This is a genomic window from Pandoraea cepalis, assembly GCF_902459665.1.
GTDB lineage: Bacteria > Pseudomonadota > Gammaproteobacteria > Burkholderiales > Burkholderiaceae > Pandoraea > Pandoraea cepalis.
Genome location: NZ_CABPSL010000004.1, coordinates 1 through 18,431, shown reverse-complemented (window position 1 = coordinate 18,431; position 18,431 = coordinate 1). Strand labels below are relative to the sequence as shown.

18 protein-coding genes and 2 pseudogenes are annotated in these 18,431 nt (G+C 58.2%); 11 read left to right on the top strand and 9 right to left on the bottom strand.

The window, feature by feature from the left end; translation table 11 throughout:
• The first annotated feature begins 16 nt into the window (after positions 1–16).
• Positions 17–324, top strand: a pseudogene (locus PCE31106_RS07470) (acylphosphatase).
• A 234-nt stretch (positions 325–558) separates the two neighbouring features.
• Here the strand turns inward: PCE31106_RS07470 and PCE31106_RS07465 are convergent.
• Together PCE31106_RS07465 and PCE31106_RS07460 are read right to left on the bottom strand one after the other, a co-directional pair.
• The gene (locus PCE31106_RS07465; protein WP_150562896.1) at positions 559–1,842 is read right to left on the bottom strand and encodes an arsenic transporter; all 1,284 of its coding nucleotides are present in this window, start codon (positions 1,840–1,842) and stop codon (positions 559–561) included.
• Between the two features lie 157 nt (positions 1,843–1,999).
• Positions 2,000–2,515, bottom strand: coding sequence for an arsenate reductase ArsC (locus PCE31106_RS07460; protein ID WP_150562895.1), 516 nt, complete (start codon positions 2,513–2,515; stop codon positions 2,000–2,002).
• 253 nt (positions 2,516–2,768) lie between these two features.
• On the opposite strand from PCE31106_RS07460, the gene pstS (PCE31106_RS07455) reads away from it, so the two are divergent.
• Positions 2,769–3,788: a phosphate ABC transporter substrate-binding protein PstS gene (gene pstS, locus PCE31106_RS07455; RefSeq protein ID WP_150562894.1), complete on the top strand. Its 1,020-nt coding sequence runs from the start codon at positions 2,769–2,771 to the stop codon at positions 3,786–3,788.
• A gap of 194 nt (positions 3,789–3,982) precedes the next feature.
• Here the strand turns inward: pstS (PCE31106_RS07455) and arsB are convergent, their stop codons facing one another.
• Positions 3,983–5,056, bottom strand: coding sequence for an ACR3 family arsenite efflux transporter (arsB, locus tag PCE31106_RS07450; RefSeq protein WP_150562893.1), 1,074 nt, complete (start codon positions 5,054–5,056; stop codon positions 3,983–3,985).
• A 2-nt stretch (positions 5,057–5,058) separates the two neighbouring features.
• Positions 5,059–5,575 (bottom strand): annotated as a pseudogene (locus tag PCE31106_RS07445) (arsenate reductase ArsC).
• Positions 5,576–5,828: 253 nt separating this feature from the next.
• Between PCE31106_RS07445 and pstS (PCE31106_RS07440) the strand changes: the two are divergent.
• The 7 genes from pstS (PCE31106_RS07440) to PCE31106_RS07410 all read left to right on the top strand — a co-directional run bounded on the left by pstS (PCE31106_RS07440) (position 5,829) and on the right by PCE31106_RS07410 (position 11,876).
• A complete protein-coding gene (pstS, locus tag PCE31106_RS07440) occupies positions 5,829–6,848 on the top strand; it encodes a phosphate ABC transporter substrate-binding protein PstS (protein WP_150562892.1) in 1,020 nt (339 codons plus the stop codon).
• A gap of 62 nt (positions 6,849–6,910) precedes the next feature.
• Positions 6,911–7,942: a phosphate ABC transporter permease subunit PstC gene (gene pstC, locus PCE31106_RS07435; protein WP_174975022.1), complete on the top strand. Its 1,032-nt coding sequence runs from the start codon at positions 6,911–6,913 to the stop codon at positions 7,940–7,942.
• Positions 7,939–8,799 carry a phosphate ABC transporter permease PstA gene (pstA, locus tag PCE31106_RS07430; RefSeq protein WP_217425901.1) on the top strand — a complete coding sequence of 287 codons (861 nt, stop codon included), beginning with the start codon at positions 7,939–7,941 and terminating at the stop codon, positions 8,797–8,799. The genes pstC and pstA overlap by 4 nt, the downstream gene beginning before the upstream one ends.
• Positions 8,786–9,574, top strand: a complete 789-nt coding sequence (gene pstB, locus PCE31106_RS07425; protein WP_150562891.1) for a phosphate ABC transporter ATP-binding protein PstB — start codon at positions 8,786–8,788, stop codon at positions 9,572–9,574. The genes pstA and pstB overlap by 14 nt, the downstream gene beginning before the upstream one ends.
• A 9-nt stretch (positions 9,575–9,583) precedes the next feature.
• Positions 9,584–10,297 carry a phosphate signaling complex protein PhoU gene (gene phoU / locus PCE31106_RS07420; protein ID WP_150562890.1) on the top strand — a complete coding sequence of 238 codons (714 nt, stop codon included), beginning with the start codon at positions 9,584–9,586 and terminating at the stop codon, positions 10,295–10,297.
• Between the two features lie 10 nt (positions 10,298–10,307).
• Positions 10,308–11,036, top strand: a complete 729-nt coding sequence (phoB, locus tag PCE31106_RS07415) for a phosphate regulon transcriptional regulator PhoB (protein ID WP_150562889.1) — start codon at positions 10,308–10,310, stop codon at positions 11,034–11,036.
• A 498-nt stretch (positions 11,037–11,534) separates the two neighbouring features.
• Positions 11,535–11,876 (top strand): ArsR/SmtB family transcription factor, encoded by a 342-nt coding sequence (locus tag PCE31106_RS07410; protein WP_150562997.1) that lies wholly within the window; start codon positions 11,535–11,537, stop codon positions 11,874–11,876.
• 168 nt (positions 11,877–12,044) lie between these two features.
• Here PCE31106_RS07410 and PCE31106_RS07405 read toward each other — a convergent pair whose 3' ends face one another.
• The 3 genes from PCE31106_RS07405 to arsH are packed head-to-tail and all read right to left on the bottom strand — an operon-like array spanning position 12,045 to position 13,643.
• Positions 12,045–12,518: an ArsI/CadI family heavy metal resistance metalloenzyme gene (locus PCE31106_RS07405; RefSeq protein WP_150562888.1), complete on the bottom strand. Its 474-nt coding sequence runs from the start codon at positions 12,516–12,518 to the stop codon at positions 12,045–12,047.
• A complete protein-coding gene (locus tag PCE31106_RS07400) occupies positions 12,519–12,857 on the bottom strand; it encodes an ArsR/SmtB family transcription factor (protein WP_150562887.1) in 339 nt (112 codons plus the stop codon).
• Positions 12,858–12,866: 9 nt separating this feature from the next.
• Positions 12,867–13,643: an arsenical resistance protein ArsH gene (gene arsH / locus PCE31106_RS07395; protein WP_150562996.1), complete on the bottom strand. Its 777-nt coding sequence runs from the start codon at positions 13,641–13,643 to the stop codon at positions 12,867–12,869.
• 218 nt (positions 13,644–13,861) lie between these two features.
• Here arsH and PCE31106_RS07390 point away from each other — a divergent pair, with 218 nt between their 5' ends.
• Positions 13,862–15,115: an MFS transporter gene (locus PCE31106_RS07390; protein ID WP_437343803.1), complete on the top strand. Its 1,254-nt coding sequence runs from the start codon at positions 13,862–13,864 to the stop codon at positions 15,113–15,115.
• Positions 15,116–15,153: 38 nt separating this feature from the next.
• Positions 15,154–15,588 carry an arsenic resistance N-acetyltransferase ArsN2 gene (gene arsN2 / locus PCE31106_RS07385; protein WP_150562885.1) on the top strand — a complete coding sequence of 145 codons (435 nt, stop codon included), beginning with the start codon at positions 15,154–15,156 and terminating at the stop codon, positions 15,586–15,588.
• Between the two features lie 322 nt (positions 15,589–15,910).
• Here the strand turns inward: arsN2 and PCE31106_RS07380 are convergent, their stop codons facing one another.
• Entirely contained in the window at positions 15,911–16,369 is a 459-nt protein-coding gene (locus tag PCE31106_RS07380; RefSeq protein WP_150562995.1) for an HU family DNA-binding protein, read from the bottom strand.
• A gap of 230 nt (positions 16,370–16,599) precedes the next feature.
• Entirely contained in the window at positions 16,600–17,928 is a 1,329-nt protein-coding gene (locus PCE31106_RS07375) for a hypothetical protein (RefSeq protein ID WP_150562884.1), read from the bottom strand.
• Positions 17,929–18,431: the final 503 nt, after the last annotated feature.

Here is an 18,431-nt window from a genome sequence, read left to right as displayed (position 1 = left end):
CAACTGGAGTAGATACATGGAATCCCGCGACACGGACGAGCCGCTTGAGACCCGACTGGTCCGGGTGCGCGGTTAGTTCAGGGCATCGGCTATAGAGAGGCTGGTGTACGCCGGGCGACAGCGCTAGGCGTCACAGGCTGGGTTCGCAACCGCATGGATGGTTCGGTAGAGGCGATGCTGCAGGGCTCGCCGGAGCAACTGGCGGAGATGTGCGCCTGGCTTAGCGAAGGCATGCCCGCGGCACTTGTGGACGAGCTCGAGGTGACCGAGGTGCAGCCACCGTTTACCCGCTTTGACAGCTTTGAGCGCATACCCACCCTGTGAGAGCACGCAAAGTGGCGAGTTTGGAACATTACCGCCTTCCTGTATTTCCAGTGCACTGTGGCCGTCACAGTGAGCGTAGCCTGCCGAGCACGCCGCGGAACATATGTCAGGCGCGTTCGTCCGGCCGATAAAATTCATCTCCCGCTCGGAGACGCGCCATGGAATCACAGGCCCTGCCCCCGGTGTAAATACATTGAAGCCCTCGCTTGCCCGCTACCTTAGTCCCGATTCGCATCAAAACTGCAGTCGCACTGCCAAGGCCGCCAAGGTGACAACCAAGATGGGCAGCGTTAAGACGATACCTGTCTTGAAGTAATAGCCCCATGTGATTGTTACTTTCTTGCGAGCCAGCACATGCAGCCACAGCAGCGTCGCAAGGGACCCGATTGGCGTTATCTTCGGGCCGAGGTCGCTGCCAATCACGTTGGCGAACACCATGGCTTCCTTAACGATTCCGGTGGCATTGCTTGCATCGATAGACAACGCGCCCACCAGTACCGTCGGCATGTTATTCATCACTGACGATAAAAATGCCGTGAGAAGTCCTGTTCCGAGCGCGGCTGCCCACACGCCGTGTGCTGCCAGGTAATTAAGAATCTGTGCAACGTAGCCCGTGAGCCCCTGATTTCTCAAGCCGTACACGACGAGGTACATACCCAAGGAGAAGATAACAACTTGCCACGGGGCTTCCTTCAGTACCTTTCTGGTGGAAATAATGTGGCCCCTTCCTGCGACGCCCAGTAGGACGGCCGCACCGACAGCGGCGACAGCGCTGATAGGCACACCAACGTGCTCAAGACCAAAGAACCCAACTAGCAGCAACGCCAAAACCCACCAACCTGCCCTGAAGGTCGAGGCGTCTCGTATCGCTTCTCGAGGTTGCTTGAGTTCAGCCACGTTGTACGCAGCCGGAATATCGCGACGGAAATAGAACAAAAGCATCGCGAGTGTCACGGCAACGGCGACGATGTCGACCGGCACCATTACGCTTGCGTACCCGCCGAAACCGACCTTAAAAAAGTCTGCCGAGACGATGTTGACCAGGTTCGAAACGACTAGCGGCAAACTTGCTGTATCTGCGATGAACCCCGCAGCCATGACGAACGCGAGAGTCGCGGCTGGACTGAATCCGAGTGCGAGCAGCATGGCCATGACGATGGGCGTCAGGATAAGTGCCGCGCCGTCATTTGCGAACAACGCCGCAACAGCTGCGCCAAGCAAAACTAGAAACGCGAACAACTTACGGCCGCTGCCGCTCCCCCACCGTGCAACGTGCAAGGCGGCCCACTCAAAGAATCCCGCCTCGTCAAGCAGCAAGCTGATGATAATCACGGCGATAAATGTCAGCGTCGCGTTCCAGACAATGTGCCAGACCACCGGAATATCTGAGATATGAATGACTCCGGCCAAGAGCGCAACAACTGCCCCAACGGCCGCACTCCAACCGATGCCCAGGCCCTTCGGCTGCCAGATGACAAAGGTGATAGTCGCGAAAAATATCGGTATAGCGGTGAACATTGACAACTTCCTTATAACCACGACTGTTCAGTCGGAGAGCCAGCAGCATCGATGCAGGGTCTCTCATGCGAGGCACCAAGCGACAATAGGCGGGAATGGCCGACGCCGGCGCGGTTCGCGCTGGGTGGCTTTGACGAACGATTGAGCCCTGCGTTTGTTACTCGCCTTTGTCCCGCAGCGACGTGCCGATGTTCTGCATTTCCTTCTGGACTGCGACGCGGTCCAGCTTTTCGAAGGGCAGGCTCGCAAAGAGTTCGATGCGCTTTTTCATTTGCGCAAAGGCCCGTAGGAATGCCTTGCGCTTTTCTTCGTCAGAACCTTCAACCGTCGACGGGTCAGCCACGCCCCAGTGTGCTTTCGCAGGGTGACCGGGCCATATCGGGCAAACCTCGCCCGCCGCGTTGTCACACACCGTGAAAATGAAGTCGATTTCGGGCGCGCCGTCTTTCGCAAATTCGTCCCAGCTCTTGCTGCGCAGACCTTCGGTCGAAATACCTTGCGAGTGCAGGAGTTCGAGCGCGAAAGGATTCGGACTCGTGCCTGGATGACTGCCAGCGCTGTAGCCAACGAAACGGTCGCTGGCGAGGTCGTTGAGCGCAGCCTCCGCTAGAATGGAGCGCGCAGAATTGTGGGTACAAAGGAAGAGTACGTTGTATTTGCGATGTTCGGTCACGAGGTTCTCCAGTCCGATGCCGGACGCATGGTACGTTATATATCAACATCTCCAATATAATGGAAATGATATGTCCCGACAAGTCCTTCGGGGCGGATGATGCACCGGGAAGGGCTCGGCTCACGAGCCGTCACAGAAATTTCACGTAGCCTCGACCTTGTCACCCCAATGTCACGAACTATACTTAGCATCCCGACAGGCATAACGTATCTAGTTTTATGGAATTGACGGCTACTTACTGAGGATAACCAAAATGAAAGCGCAGCTCGTGCAATGCCTGGTGGGTGCTGTCGTGGCTGTAACAATTCCGTCCGCTGTCCACGCGGCAGCCATCACGGGGGCCGGTTCCACGTTCGTGTACCCGGTCCTGTGGAAATGGGCTGCGGACTACAACCGTGCGTCGGGCAACAAGGTCAATTACGAGTCCATTGGTTCCGGCGCCGGCATCGCGAAAATCAAGGCGGCGACAGTAGATTTCGGCGCGACCGACATGCCGCTGTCCAGTAAAGACCTGAAAGAAGAGGCGCTAGGGCAGTTCCCTACGGTCATCGGCGGCGTCGTGCCGGTCGTCAATATCGACGGCGTTCTGCCGGGCAATATACGCTTCACCGGGCCGCTTCTTGCCGACATCTATCTGGGCAAAATCAAGACGTGGAGCGACCCGGCCATCGCCAAAATCAACCCCGGTTTAAAGCTGCCGGATGCGAACATCACGGTGGTGCATCGCTCGGATGGCTCGGGTACGACGTTCAACTGGGTGAACTACCTCTCGAAGGTCAGTCCGGAATGGAAGAGCAAGGTCGGTGAAGGCTTGCATGTCGCGTGGCCGGCGGGCGTAGGTGGAAACGGCAATGAAGGTGTCGCCGCTTACGTGAATCACGTCAAGAATTCCATCGGCTTTGTCGAGTACGCGTATGTCCTGCAAAACAAAATGACGTACGGCTCCATTCAGAACAAGGCCGGCAACTTCATTGAACCGAGTGCAAAATCATTTCAGGCGGCTGCCGCGGCCGCTGACTGGACTAAGGCGCAAGACTTTGACCTCGTCATGACCGACGCAACCGGGTCAGAGGCTTATCCGGTAACCGCCGCGACGTTCGTCGTCATGTACAAGCAGCCAAAGAACGGTACGCAATCGAAGGCGACCATCGACTTCTTCAAGTGGGCACTGGAAAAGGGTCAACAGCAGGCGCAGTCGCTTGGTTACGTCCCATTGCCGGATGCGCTCGTCAAGCAAATCGAGCTCTATTGGTCAACCAACTTCAAGTTCTGATATTTCGGGTAACCCCTGGCAACGCGGAACGCCAGGGTCATGATGCACCATACCGCGCGAGGCCCGTCTGTCCTGTCTCTAACTGCCCGATAATGCCGGTCGGGCCGTCACGCTGCCCTAAGCAGGTGCGTTCCGGCGAAACACAACAATGACGTCGAAAGCTCGCACCCGGGAGCGACGGCGCCCATTCGCGGTCACGATGTCCGCTGATACCAGCGGCGGGAAGAGTTGACTATCTTGACGACGGCGAGCATCAACGGCACTTCGATGAGCACACCAACGACGGTCGCCAGCGCCGCACCCGACTTCAGACCGAACAGGCTGATTGCCGTTGCTACAGCCAGTTCGAAAAAGTTGGATGCTCCAATCAGACACGACGGTGCCGCGACATCGTGTGCAACGCCCAGTTGACGATTCGCGAGGTAAGCCAACGAGGCATTGATAACTACCTGAATCAGGATGGGCACCGCCAACAGCAGAATGACCAGCGGCTGCGCGATGATTTGCTCGCCCTGGAAGGCGAACAGAAGCACCAGCGTCAACAGCAGTGCTGAGATGGAGAACGGACCAATTTTCGCCAGCGCACGCTGGAAATGCTGCTCGCCCTTGCGCAAGAGAATCCTGCGAAGAATCTGGGCGATGATGACCGGGATAACGATGTAGAGCACCACCGACGTGAGCAGCGTATCCCACGGCACCGTGATGTTCGAGATACCGAGCAATAGACCGACAAGGGGCGCGAACGCGAAAACCATAATCAGGTCATTCAACGCGACCTGAGACAGCGTGAAGTACGGGTCACCTTTCGTGAGCTGGCTCCAGACGAAGACCATCGCCGTGCACGGCGCTGCAGCCAACAGAATCAGGCCGGCGACGTAGCTGTCCAGCTGGTCCGCAGGCAGTAGTGACGCAAACGCATGCCGCACAAAGACCCACGCCAGGAAGGCCATGGTGAACGGCTTTACGGCCCAGTTGATGACAAGCGTCACGCCGATGCCCTTTACCTGGCTGCGCACCTTCCCGAGCGAGGCAAAGTCGATGCGCAACAGCATCGGAATAATCATCACCCAGATGAGAACACCGACCGGGAGGTTGACGTGGGCGACCTCGAGCGTTGATACCGCATGGACCGCGCCCGGTAGTAACTTGCCGAGAAAGATGCCAGCCAGAATGCACAGAGCGACCCAGACCGATAAATATCGTTCAAAGAAGCCGATGCCTCCGGGCTCGCGGCGGGCAATCTTCGCGGGGGTTTGACTGCCTGCCATGATTACTCTCCTTTTTCGCGCAACGAGGTGCCGATTTTCTGCATTTCGTGCTGCACTGCAAGGCAGTCGAGTTTCTCTAAAGGCAGACTGGTGAAGAGTTCGATGCGCTTGCGCATCTGCACGTACGCCTGCAGGAAAGCCCTGCGCTTTTCGTCGTCGGTGCCCTGAATCGTCGAAGGGTCCGCCACGCCCCAGTGTGCCATTGCCGGATGGCCCGGCCATATCGGACAAACCTCTCCGGCTGCGTCGTCGCACACCGTGAAGATGAAGTCGATTAGCGGTGCACCTTCTTCAGCGAATTCATCCCAGCTCTTGCTGCGCAGACCGTCAGTCGAAATGTTTTGCGAACGCAGCAGGTCAAGCGCGAACGGATTGGGTGCCGTCCCAGGGGTAACTGCCCGCGCTATAGCCTACGAAACGGTCGCCGGCGAGGTCATTAAGCGCAGCCTCTGCGAGGATGGAGCGAGCAGAATTGTGGGTACAAAGGAAGAGTACCTTGTATTTGCCATGTTCGGTCACGAGGTTCTCCAGGCCGATGCCGGACGATTGCACGTTATATATCAACATCTCCAATCTAATGGAAATGACATGTCCCGACAAGTTCTTCGGGGCGGATGAGGCACCAGGAAGGGGCTCGGCTCACGAGCCGTCACAGAAATTTCACGTAGCTTCGACCTTGTCACCCGAATGTCACGAACTATACTTATCATCCAGACAGTCGTAACGAATCTAGTTTTATGGAATTGATGCTTACTTACTGAGGATGACGAAAATGAATACGCAGTTCATGCAACGTCTGGCGGGTGCTGTCGTGGCTGCAACCCTTGCGGTCTCCGCCCACGCAGTGGAAATCACCGGGGCAGGCTCTACCTTCGTATACCCCATTCTTTCGAAGTGGTCTTCCGACTACAACCAGAATACGGGCACCAAGGTCAATTACCAGTCTATCGGTTCCGGCGGCGGCATCGCACAAATCAAGGCGGCGACGGTAGATTTCGGCGCGACTGACATGCCGATGTCCGTCGAGGACTTGAAGGCGAAGGAAATGGGGCAGTTCCCGTCGGTTATCGGCGGGGTCGTGCCCGTCGTCAATATCGAAGGGGTCGCACCCGGCAAGATTCGCTTCACCGGCCCGCTCCTCGCCGACATTTACCTGGGCAAAATCAAGAAGTGGAGCGACCCGGCTATCGCCAAAATCAACCCGGGCCTGAAGTTGCCGGATACAAATATCACAGTGGTGCATCGTTCAGACGGCTCCGGGACCACGTTCAACTGGGTGAACTACCTCTCGAAGGTGAGTCCCGAATGGAAGAGCAAGGTAGGCGAAGGTACGTCTGTCGCGTGGCCGACCGGTGTGGGGGGTAAGGGGAACGAAGGCGTCGCCGCATACGTAAACCGCTTGAAGAACTCCATCGGATACGTCGAGTACGCGTACGTCCTGCAGAACAAGATGACGTACGGCTCCATACAAAACAAAGCCGGCAATTTCGTGGAACCGAATGCCAAGTCGTTCCAAGCCGCAGCGGCGACCGCCGACTGGACGAAGGCGCAGGACTTTGACCTTGTGATGACCGACGCAGCTGGCCCGGATGCCTACCCGGTGACTGCCACCACGTTCATCGTCATGTACAAGCAGCCCAAGAACGCCGCGCAATCCAAGGCGACTATCGACTTTTTCAAGTGGGCACTGGAGAAGGGTCAACAGCAGGCGCAGTCGCTTGACTATGTTCCGCTGCCCGAACCGCTCGTCAAGCAGATTGAGTCGTACTGGTCGACCAACTTCAAGTTCTGACGCTCCCGCAATCCACGGTGGCGCCGGCCGACGGCTTCGCGCCACCGGTAGAGGAAAAGCTGATGCCTACCACTGCTGAAGAACTGGCGAAAGGGCTAAACGGTGAGCGCCGCAAAGGCACCGTGCTCGGAACCGAGTTGACGTTTCGTACGCGAAAACGCTGGCTGCCCGACGAAGCAGCGGACCGCATGTTCTGGTTAGCGGCCCTATCTGCTGCAGTATTTGTGCTGGTCCTTCTTTCGGGCACCGCGCTGTCAATGCTATGGGGCGGCCGTCTCGCATTTCAGACCTTCGGCTGGCGTTTCCTTATCAGCACCGATTGGGATGCCGTTGCACACAAGTTCGGTGCGCTCATTCCGATTTACGGTACGTTGGTCAGTTCCCTTATCGCGTTGCTTATCGCAGTTCCAATCAGCTTCGGCATCGCGATGTTCCTCACCGAAATCGCACCGCGCTGGATGAAGGGTCCTGTCGGCACGGCCATCGAATTGCTCGCGGCGATTCCGAGCATCATCTACGGCATGTGGGGTTTGTTTGTTTTTGCGCCCGTTCTCGCCGACCATGTTGAGCCATGGCTCATTGACACCCTGGGCAATGCATGGCTGATTGGTCCGCTGTTCTCCGGCGCTCCCATCGGGCTGGGTATGCTGCCGGCTGGCCTGATTCTCGGCATCATGATTATCCCGTTCATTACCGCCGTGATGCGCGACGTATTCTCGGCCACTCCTCAGATGCTGAAAGAGTCGGCCTTCGCGCTCGGCGCGACGCGCTGGGAAGTGGTTCGCAAGGTCGTACTGCCCTATACACGTTCGGCTGTCATCGGCGCCATCTTCCTCGGATTGGGGCGAGCATTGGGTGAAACCATGGCGGTGACGTTCGTCCTCGGCAATGCACATGACCTGAGCGTGTCGCTGCTGGGCCCGAGCAACTCCATTGCCGCGACGCTTGCTAATGAATTTACCGAAGCGGATTCGCCCATCTATCTGTCGTCGCTCATCGCCCTCGGCTTTGTCCTCTTTGTGGTCACGTTCATCGTCCTCGCGTTCGCGAAGCTGCTGCTGTTGCGACTCAATCGCATGGAGGGAGCAAAATGATGGAAGGCTTCGACATGAGGAAGTTCCGACGTCGGCGCATCACGAACAACATCGTGTTCGTGCTGTCGGTGGCGTCGACTCTATTCGGTCTGTTCTGGCTGTTCTGGATTCTGGCGACCACTGTTATCAATGGCTTTGCGGCGCTAGGGCCAAGCTTGTTCACCCAAATGACGCCTCCACCGGGACAGCAAGGCGGGCTGCTGAATGCGCTGTACGGCAGCTTCCTGATGATAGGTATCGCTGCCGTCATCGGCGTGCCACTGGGGCTGCTGGCTGGCACCTATCTGGCCGAGTATGCCCGTGGCACGCGGCTCGGCGCGGTGGTTCGTTTCGTCAACGACATACTGTTGAGCGCGCCGTCGATTGTCATCGGGTTGTTCACCTACGAACTCATCGTCCGTCCGTTGGGACACTTTTCTGGCTGGGCCGGGGCAGTCGTATTGGCCATCATCATGTTGCCAGTCGTTATCCGCACTACCGACGAGATGCTTCAGCTCATCCCGGACAGCATGCGGGAAGCAGCATTGTCGCTGGGCATTCCGCGCTGGAAAATCAACTCGCGCATTTTGCTGAAGGCTGCGAGTGCCGGCATCGTGACGGGCGCCTTGCTCGCGGTCGCGCGTATCAGCGGGGAAACGGCACCACTGCTGTTCACGGCACTGAACAATCAGTACTGGTCGACCACCCCGAACGGGCCGCTCGCCAATATTCCGGTCGTCATCTTCCAGTTTGCGATGAGTCCGTACGAGGCGTGGCACACCCTGGCGTGGGCCGGAGCGTTCCTGATGACCGTGTTCGTGCTGGCACTTGCCATCGTGTCCCGCACTTTCTTCAATCGCGCTCATGCCACCCGTTAAGATGCCATCCGCCCGGACTACCAAAGCACGCATTATTGTGCGCGGACTCAATTTCCACTACGGCCGGCGCCAGGCGCTGTACGACGTCAACGTCGACTTTCCGGACCGCGAGGTGACTGCCATCATCGGCGCGTCGGGCTGCGGCAAGTCCACACTTCTGCGCGTGCTGAACCGGATGTATTCAATATATCCGGACCAGACCGCCACCGGCATTGTCGAACTTGACGGGAGGAACATTCTGGAGCCGCGCTTCAGATTGAACGAGTTGCGACTGAAAGTGGGCATGGTCTTTCAAAAGCCGACGCCTTTCACGATGTCGATTTACGACAACGTCGCGCTGGCCATCACGCATCACGAGGCCCTGACGCGTAGCGAGCTCGACGAGCGTGTTGAGTTCGCGCTGCGTCAGGCGGCTCTCTGGGACGAGGTCAAGGACAAGCTCGACCAGAGCGCGCTTGCGCTGTCCGGCGGGCAACAGCAGCGCCTGTGTATCGGCCGCGCTCTTGCCATCGACCCTGAGGTGTTGCTGCTGGACGAGCCGACCTCGGCACTGGACCCATTGGCCACAGGGAAGATTGAGGACCTGCTTCATACTTTGCGCAAGCATTACACCGTCGTCATCGTGACGCACAACATGCAGCAGGCAGCCCGAGTCTCTGAGCGCACGGCCTTCATGCATCTGGGCAAGCTTGTCGAGTTCGGCGCCACCGAGCATATCTTCTCGAAACCGACCCAGAAGGCTACCGAGGACTACATCACTGGCCGCTTCGGCTGAGGAGCGAACATGCCGGACAAACATCTCTCAAGTCAGTTTGATGCCGACCTCAATCTGCTCTCCTCCAAGCTGCTCGAAATGGGCGGACTTGTGGAGTCACAAATTGCACAGGCGATGCACGCGCTGGACACGTTCGATATGGCAATTGTGGACCAGGTCGTTGAGGACGAACACCGGCTCAATGCGATGGAAATCGACATTGACGAAGAAGTTAGCAACATCATCGCGCGTCGACAGCCGGCGGCCCGTGACTTGCGACTGCTGATGGCTGTTTCCAAGACCGTCACCAATCTTGAACGCGCAGGTGACGAGGCTAGAAAGATTGCGAAGCGGACGCGCCGCATCGACACCGACAGCGCCGCGCGGACCATCAATATTGCTGAAATCAAGCTTTCTGGCGAGATGGCTTCTCATATGCTCCGTAGAGCGCTTGATGCATTTGCTCGGCTGGATACCGTCGCAGCGGCACAGATTGTCCAGGACGACCAAGCTATCGACGTGGAGTTTCGTTCCTTCGTACGAAAGCTTATGTCCTACATGATGGAGGACCCGAAGAGCATCTCGGTCGGCCTCGATTATCTGTCTGTCGCGAAGGCTATCGAGCGTATCGGTGACCACGCGACCAATATCGCCGAATTCGTCGTATATGTCGTCGAAGGTACCGATGTTCGCCACGTGTCCCGTAAATATCCCGTGCGGGAAATGCCCGGTAGCGAGGAATGAAGGAGACGCGATGCCCGCGAGTGTTCTGATTGTTGAAGACGAGCCCGCAATAGCCGAACTACTGGCCGTCAACATAAAACATGCGGGGTATCACCCGCTGCATGCGCGGGACGTCGAAGCGGCGAATGCACTGGTTGCCGAGGTGCTTCCCGACCTCATTGTCCTCGACTGGATGCTGCCGGGAGCATCTGGCCTGGTTTTTCTCCGAAGGCTACGTGCAGATTCGCGAACAAGAGAAGTGCCGGTCATTATGCTAACGGCGCGCACGCAGGAGGAGGACTCAGTGGATGGTCTTGAGGCAGGTGCCGACGATTACATGGCCAAACCCTTCTCCCCAAAGGAACTGGTCGCACGCATCAAGGCGGTTCTGCGCCGGCGCGCTCCCCAGCTCACCAATGATGTCGTAACCGTAAATGGGCTGACTCTGGACCCATCGACACACCGGGTTTATGTCAAAGAGAACGGCGTCGAGCTGCCCGTGCATCTCGGCCCGACAGAGTTCAAGCTTCTGCATTTCTTTCTCACGCACCCAGAACGAGTCCACAGTCGGACCCTGGTTCTGGAGCAGGTCTGGGGTGACCATGTTTTCATCGAGGAGCGAACGGTCGATGTGCACATCAAACGGCTTCGCTCCGCGCTGAAACTGGTCAGCTATGAGGCCATCATCGAAACCGTACGTGGCAGCGGCTACAGGCTTACGCGATTGCCGCTATCACATCGCATGGAAAACGCGGCGTAGCCAGGGCAGTCATCGCGCGGCATTGCATTGGCTGTTTCGCAACTGGACATTCCGCATAGAAAAGGCGACAGGACGTGAAAGCTGTTAAACACCACGAGGAATCCGGGGGCGAGCACCGGACGGGCAATGCTATCCTGGAACACAGGCCGGTCCTGAGTTCACGCGAAAAGCACTACCTCGTCTGGGGGATTCTTCGACTTACCCTCGGTGTTCTGCAGATGACGTTCGCCGCAGCCGCCATCCTCCAGCTGATTTTTGTTGGCCTGACGCCAGCCACTCTCAGTTACGCGGCTGTCGCAACGATTGCAACGTTGCTGAGCCGGCTACTGTTTCGCGGTCGCAGTGGACCTCATCGGTAGCTACCAACTTGCGGCCAGCCTCTGGGTGATGGCGGTAGCGCCACCTTCGTGAGGACGGCGACTCACAAAACGGAACTGTCGCGCCGCTGACATCTCAATAGCGTTAGAATCATCGACTTACCAAGACGACGTGCGCATCATGAAGGAAAAAGACGCAATCAAAGCCTTGTCTGCGTTGGCCCAGCCCACACGCCTCGGCATTTTTCGACTGCTCGTGACGGCCGGGCCGGACGGGTTAAGCGTGGGCGTCATCCAGGAGCAACTGGAATTGGCGAGTGCGACACTGTCCTTTCACCTGAAAGAGCTGACGCACTCCGGTCTGGTAACGTCGCGCCAGGAGGGACGCTTCGTCTATTACGCGCCGGAAATCGAGCACATGAACGACCTGGTCGGTTTCCTCACCGAAAACTGTTGCCAAGGCGTGGATTCGGCTGACTGCAAGCCGAGAAAGAAGGTGAAGTGCAAGCCGGTTCCGGCATGACCGGAACTCGAGGCCAATAACCCGGCCCAGAAACGGTGCTCCATCGGATGTGAAAGCGCAGCGCCGCTCGGCAACCCGTCCCGCCAGAAGTGAATTTCGTGCGAAGCCGGAAGGGAATTTCGACTGCGACGGCCGCCTTGGGCGGCCGTTTGCTTTAAGGCCGCGGCTTCAGCAGCAGCTGACCTTTTTCTCAATCACAGCGGGGATGGACGTGACGGGGGCGCAGCACGCGCCACTGGACTCCGACATGGCCGCCTGTCGGCTGTCCGCGCCGAACACAGGAATGTTGCCGAGCGTGTGATAGGTCTCCCATGGCACTCCAGCGGGGTCCTGCGTCCAGTACTTGTTGGAACTCGCGTAGCAGCACTGGGCTCCAGGCTGGTCCTCTACCGTGACGCTGCCGGCAACGACCTGCTCGCGAAGAGCTGTCAGCTCCTCCTCGCTGTCGACCTGGAAGCCCAGGTGATTGACACCTGTTTCACCGCCACGCGCCGAAATGGCGAAATTCATGCGCGGGTCTTCGAGCATCCATTTCGCGTAATCGTCTTTAAGCACAGACGGCTCGGCACCGAACATGCTGCTGTAAAACCGAACGCTTTCGTCGAGTTTCGGGACAACAACGTGCACGTGAAATCGCTTCATTTAAGCCTCCGTTTCGTTGGTCGCGCAGCCGCATTGCTCTGCTTGCTCGGCCGCGCAGCAGTTTTCCATCAGGAAATCCATGAGCGTCTGCATGTGCTCGTAGCTGGCGCAATAGATGATGAACCGGCCCTGACTCTTGCCCTCAATGAGCCCTGCGTGTGCGAGCTCCTTCAGATGGAATGACAGCGTGGGCGCAGGAAGCCCCAGCTTTTCGGCGATGGCACCCGGACTCATACCCGACCGGCCCGCGGTCACCAGAAGGCGAAAGACCGCGAGACGGGTCTCGTGTGCAAGCGCCGCGAGCGCCTTGACTGCCAGCTTCGAATCCAGAGTTGCCATCACAATCCTTTATTGGTTACCCGCCTTCGCTTCCTTCACGGAATAGTCGGCAATTGCCACGGAGGCCAGGTCGGTCGCTGGGTCGAGCGGACGTTCGTCCTTCACGCGTTCGCTGTATCGGTCGACGAGATACTCGGCGCGGCCGCGTAGCAGCAGCGTGAATTTGATGAGCTCCTCCATCACGTCGACCAGCCGGTCGTAGTAGGACGAAGGCTTCATCCGGCCGTCCTCTTCAAACTCCTCAAAGGCCTTGGCAACAGACGACTGGTTGGGGATGGTGAACATGCGCATCCACCGTCCAAGCTGGCGCAATTGATTGACAGAGTTGAACGACTGCGAGCCGCCACTGACCTGCATGACGGCAAGCGTGCGCCCCTGCGTCGGCCGGATACCGCCGCTGACCAGCGGCAGATGGTCAATCTGCGTCTTTATCAGGCCAGTGATGGTGCCGTGACGCTCAGGGCTGCACCAGACGTGTCCTTCCGACCAAAGGGACAGCTCGAGCAGCTCTTTCACTTTCGGATGATTCTTCACGTCAACATCGTCGGCGTGCGGCAGACCGCGCGGGTCGAAAATGCGCGTTTCTGCGCCGAACGTCTGCAGCAGGCGCGCGGCTTCTTCAACGAGCAAGCGCGAGTACGAACGCTCGCGAAGGGAGCCGTAGAGCAGGAGTATCCGGACGGGCTGCTGTCCCTCCATGCCGAGGCGCGCGGCAATGTCTGTGTCGAAAAAATCCGGCTTCGCGGCAGGGAAGCTGGCGTCGCCGTTGATTGCATGCACTGTCATGTTGCGTTCCTGCAGTTTGATATTTCCAATTATATGGAGGTATTGAGCCTGTTCAAGACGCGGTTCCAAGGTTTTATCGAAAGAGGCCCTCACTCGACACTTGCATTCTACTACATTTCCGGTATTCTGGAAATGTGAAATGATTGATGTGCGTGCCTGCCCTTCGGTGGCGCCGGCAACCTAACGATGAAGTGGATAGGCCCATATAAATGAGCACGATGTCGAGTCGAACCGAGAACGCCAGCGAAGACAACGCGCCGGCAGACAGCCATGACCGACTGGTTACATGGGCCTTGGCGCTGGCGCAGCTTGTCTCATGGGGCTCCGTCTACTATTCCTTTTCGCTCCTCGTTGTGCCGATGGAGCAGACAATGGGTTGGAGCCGGACAGCCACGAACGCCGCGCTTTCCGTTGGACTCTTGGTTTCCGGCTTCGCTGCCTATCCCATCGGCCGCTGGATTGACCACGGACTCGGGCGCCGGGTGATGGCTGTCGGCTCGGTTATCGCGGCGACGATGCTGCTCCTTTGGGCCGGCGCGCAATCCCTGACCGTGCTCTTCGTCGCGTGGATAGGTCTCGGCATTTCAATGGCGGCCACGTTCTACGACCCGGTCTTCGCCGTTGTGACGCATCGGTATCCGCGAAGCTATCGAACCAAAATTACGCTCATCACGCTGGTCGCCGGATTCGCCAGCACGGTCTTCATACCGCTGACCCAGGTACTGGTTGGCTCGGTCGGATGGAGGACGTCGCTTGTTGTCCTCGCGGCGCTGAACCTGATTATCTGCTTGCCTATCCATGTGCTGGCAATCCGCTCCTCACGCGCGGACCCGGGCTCGCGGCCAACCAATGGTGCAGTAAAGCTGGCCAACGACGCAGCCACGCGTCGCGCGCTCCGTTCGCCGACCTTTTGGGCGCTCGCGCTGTGCTTCACAGCCTATTACGCGACGTTCGCGGCACTGACCTTCCACCTCGTGCCGCTGATGGTCGAGCGCGGTGTGTCGAACGCCGTGCTGGTCACAACCATGGCGCTCATCGGTCCGGCTCAGGTCGCCGCTCGTGCGGTGTGGTTCACGTTCGGCCGGACCGTTCAGGTGAGCACGGTCGGCATCATCGTCGTGACGCTTTTCCCGCTGTCGACCATTGTCCTAATAAGCGCTGGGCACGCGGCCGTGCTGCTGTGGTTGTTCGCGCTCTGCTATGGCGCTGCAAACGGGATGATGACAATCCTGCGAGGCACCATTGTCCAGGACCTAATGTGGACTGAGGGCTATGGAGCGGTCAGCGGTATGCTTTCCTTTCCGTCGAACGTCGCGAAGGGAATTGCGCCGATTGCCGCAGCCAGCATCTGGAGCTTCACGCACGGATACGTGGACGTCGAGTGGACAGTGTTCCTCGTCTCGATACTGTCAGCAATCGCGTTCTTTGTAGCTGTTCGGGTCAGCCGCCACGCGGCGACTAGCGTAGCCTGATATTTCCTTCCGCCTAGTGCAGCATTCATACATTCGCCATGACGATACGTGTCGCACGAAGTGATGACCTCGATGCCATCAAAGCATTGCTCGCGGAGAACGAACTACCGGTCGCCGATGTGACTGGCGACCTATTGCGTGATTATGTTGTCGCAGAAGACGCCGATGGCGCAGTGGTAGGCAGCGTTGGCCTGGAGCGGTTTGGCCGCAATGCGCCGTTGCGGTCATTGGCGGTTGCGCAAACTGCGCGTGGGGTTGGCTTGGGGCGTAGCCTAATGATGCATGTGGAAGACGTCGCGCGTGCCGCCGGCATATCGGAGTTGTGGCTGCTCACCACGACAGCAGAAAACTACTTCCAGCGGCTGGGATATGCGGTGGTGAAACGGACCAGCGCTTCTGCGGAACTACTGGCGAGTGCGCAGTTCTCGCAGTTATGTCCAGCGAGCGCCGTCTGCATGAAGAAGACACCTTAGCTTGCCTGGTCAGATTGGGGACTAACCATGAAAGACATCGACTCCTCGTTCGTTTTTGATGGCGTGGGCTCTAGTGGTGCGCTTACTAGCAGTCGCAACTCTGGCTGGTTGCTCGACTTATGCTGTTCCCGGATATTCAATTTCGGCTGACAACGTGGTGCCCTCAAGTCGATTGCTCCTCGCAGTGCGCGCGGAGTGCTCTGCTGTGTCGCCCAGTTCACCTTGAGTGGCCAGATTACATTAAGGCCCGTGTTCCCTAGGCACAAAAAGTAAAAGGCCCCTCAGACTTCCGTCGCGAGGGGCTCTCTCCCGGCGGTCCGGTTTAGACCGCGGCGTCCTTCAGCTTCTTCAGCGGGCGCACTTTCAGACGCACCGAAGCGGGCTTCGCGGCAAACCACTTGTCTTCACCCGTGAATGGGTCCTTGCCGAAGCGCTTCTTCTTTGCCGGCACGTCCTGAGCAACGACCTTCAGCAGACCCGGCAGCGTGAACTGCTTCGCGCCCTTCTTGTGGACCGACGCGAGCACTGTTTCTTCCAGAGCGGCCATCAAAGCCTTCGCGGCTTTCGGCTCGACACCCGCGCGCTCGGCGAGGTGGGTAGCGAGCGAAGCCTTTGTGAACGAATCCTTGATGGGCTTCAGCGGCGTGACAGCGACCGCCTTCTTCGTGACAGGTGCCGCAGCCTTCTTCACCGTCGGCGCTTTCGCCTTTTTCTCGACCGGCGTTACAGCTTTCTTCGGAGCCGGCTTTGCTGCAGCTTTCGTTGCACTCGTTGTTGCCATAGATTCCTCGTTATTGGTCAAAGGTTGGCCCGAGACCCTTGCCTTTGCACAGTCACCGACAATACGCAAAGGTCCAAATCCTCAGGCTGGCGCTATCACGCTTCCGCCCCAAGCCGGCATGCAAGTTAGGCCAACCGAGGCTCGCTCATGCTTGACCCGTGTGCAAAGTAAGCAACCTCGTTCGGTTGGAGCATATCGTCCCCTAATCGTAGCTGTCCGGCAGTCGACTCTTAAAGTTCGTTTCGAAGCACAGTCTGTTGATGGATGCGCTCCCGGACCTGGTCCAGCATGGGCCGAATGGTCTGCGCGACTGCATTAAATTCGTCGCTCCGCAAAAGGCCATGCGGCGTCTCAAACGTCTTCACGTCAAACCCTTTGACATTCGTATCGCCCGGCAGACGCTCCATCGCGATGAAAAGCTGATGGCTATCTCCGATGTGGTCGGTCGCGATTTTGAACATCCGACCGAGGTTCAGGTCGTCCTGCCCGGACTGCTGCAACGTATCGAGGATTACAGGGAACAGTGGCAAGTCGCCTTTCTCAAAATTGCACGCAAGCATCGCAAGGTGCACCGCGAGGATGGCGCGACGACCAGAGCTTCCACCGGTCTTAGGTCGCTTCCCAATCCCGGTTTCCTCGATGCGTTCGGACGTCGGGATGTTGAGCAGGTCAGAGAGGCGACGCAGTTCGGCGGCGTAGAACTTGCTCACATCAGCTTTGCGATGCCTGTCATCGAAGTGCTTCACCGCCTCGTCGGCCTCTCTCTGGTCCTTCCTCAATGCAGCAACTTCGGTTCCGAGGCCCGCTTCGACCTTTGAAAACGCCTCGTCGAGCGCGCGTTTGCTGTGAGCGCTCAAAACCTCGTCCAGCCGAGTGCGTGAGCGGCCTGCCGACAAAGCCTCTTCGTACTTCTCGACATGCCGTTCGATGTTGCGAAGCGTCTGGCGTAACTCCGACTCCTTAAGCTTACATGCATCAAGGTGGTCGCCCAGTTGCGCCACAAGCTCATTCATCTCCTCGAGGTCTTGACCAAGGGAAAGCCGCGCATGAAACGAAGTGGTGTGCAACACGCCACAGGTGGGGCACTCAATCTCAGTGTCGTCGGGGACTGCGCTGAGATACTCAAAATCTCCCCCCAAATCACGCTGCGCAGCCGTCGCCAGCTTCAACTTGGACTCGAGGCTCTGGCGCTCTCCCGTGACTACGATGAGACGTTCGCGCGCTTTCATCTGTTCAACCTGCGCAGCCTGCGCTGACTTCGCAAGCTCCACGAGCTCCGCCCGAAACGTGCTGATGTCCAGCGAAGGCGCAGTCTTTGGAAGCGATTCACGAACGCGCTGGAACGCTTCTCGTTGGGCAGTGAGGTCAGCTTCCTTCAGGCGAAGGCGTCGGTCGAGCTCGTCTTTTCTCTGCTTCGCCACGAGGTACGCGGTTGGGCGCAGGCCGGTAACCGTGGCAAACACCGGTTCCTTCCAGCGAGCAAACTGGCCCAGGTTTTCGTACGTCGCCCAGTCGGCGCCCCAGCTGGCATCCTGGTCAACGTTGAAAGGCAAGGACATGTAGTCCAGTCCAGCTTGGGCGTAGGGGCCGCCGCTCGGCCGAGGTAACCTGAGATGAAAACCGAACAGCTTAGCTGTTCGCTCTACCCAGTTGCCGGCCAGGTACGATTTCGGCTCACATCCAAGGACCCAGTAAAGGCTCTTGCACACACGCGACTTTCCCGTGTGATTAGGCCCCAGCAGGAGTGTCTTTGGCCCGAAGCTCAGAGCGCGCGCTCGCTTGTCTCTCTCTGATGCGAGCCAGAGCTTTTTGAAGGTCACCAGCCGGGTCACTTTTTAGCCTCTTGTTGCGCACCAGGCGCAGCAGTGAATATAAGGATGTCGGTTGCATTTTTGATGATTAGAAGCGCGAGACAATGAAGGTATCTGGAGTTGCCCCTGTAACTCAGGACACGTGGACACCGTTAGGTTGATGACGCCGCTGCTCGCCTGAACTCGCGAGGCGAGCGGTATTTCAGGGCTTTGTGCGGGTGGCGCTCATTGTAATGTTCAAACGCAATGGC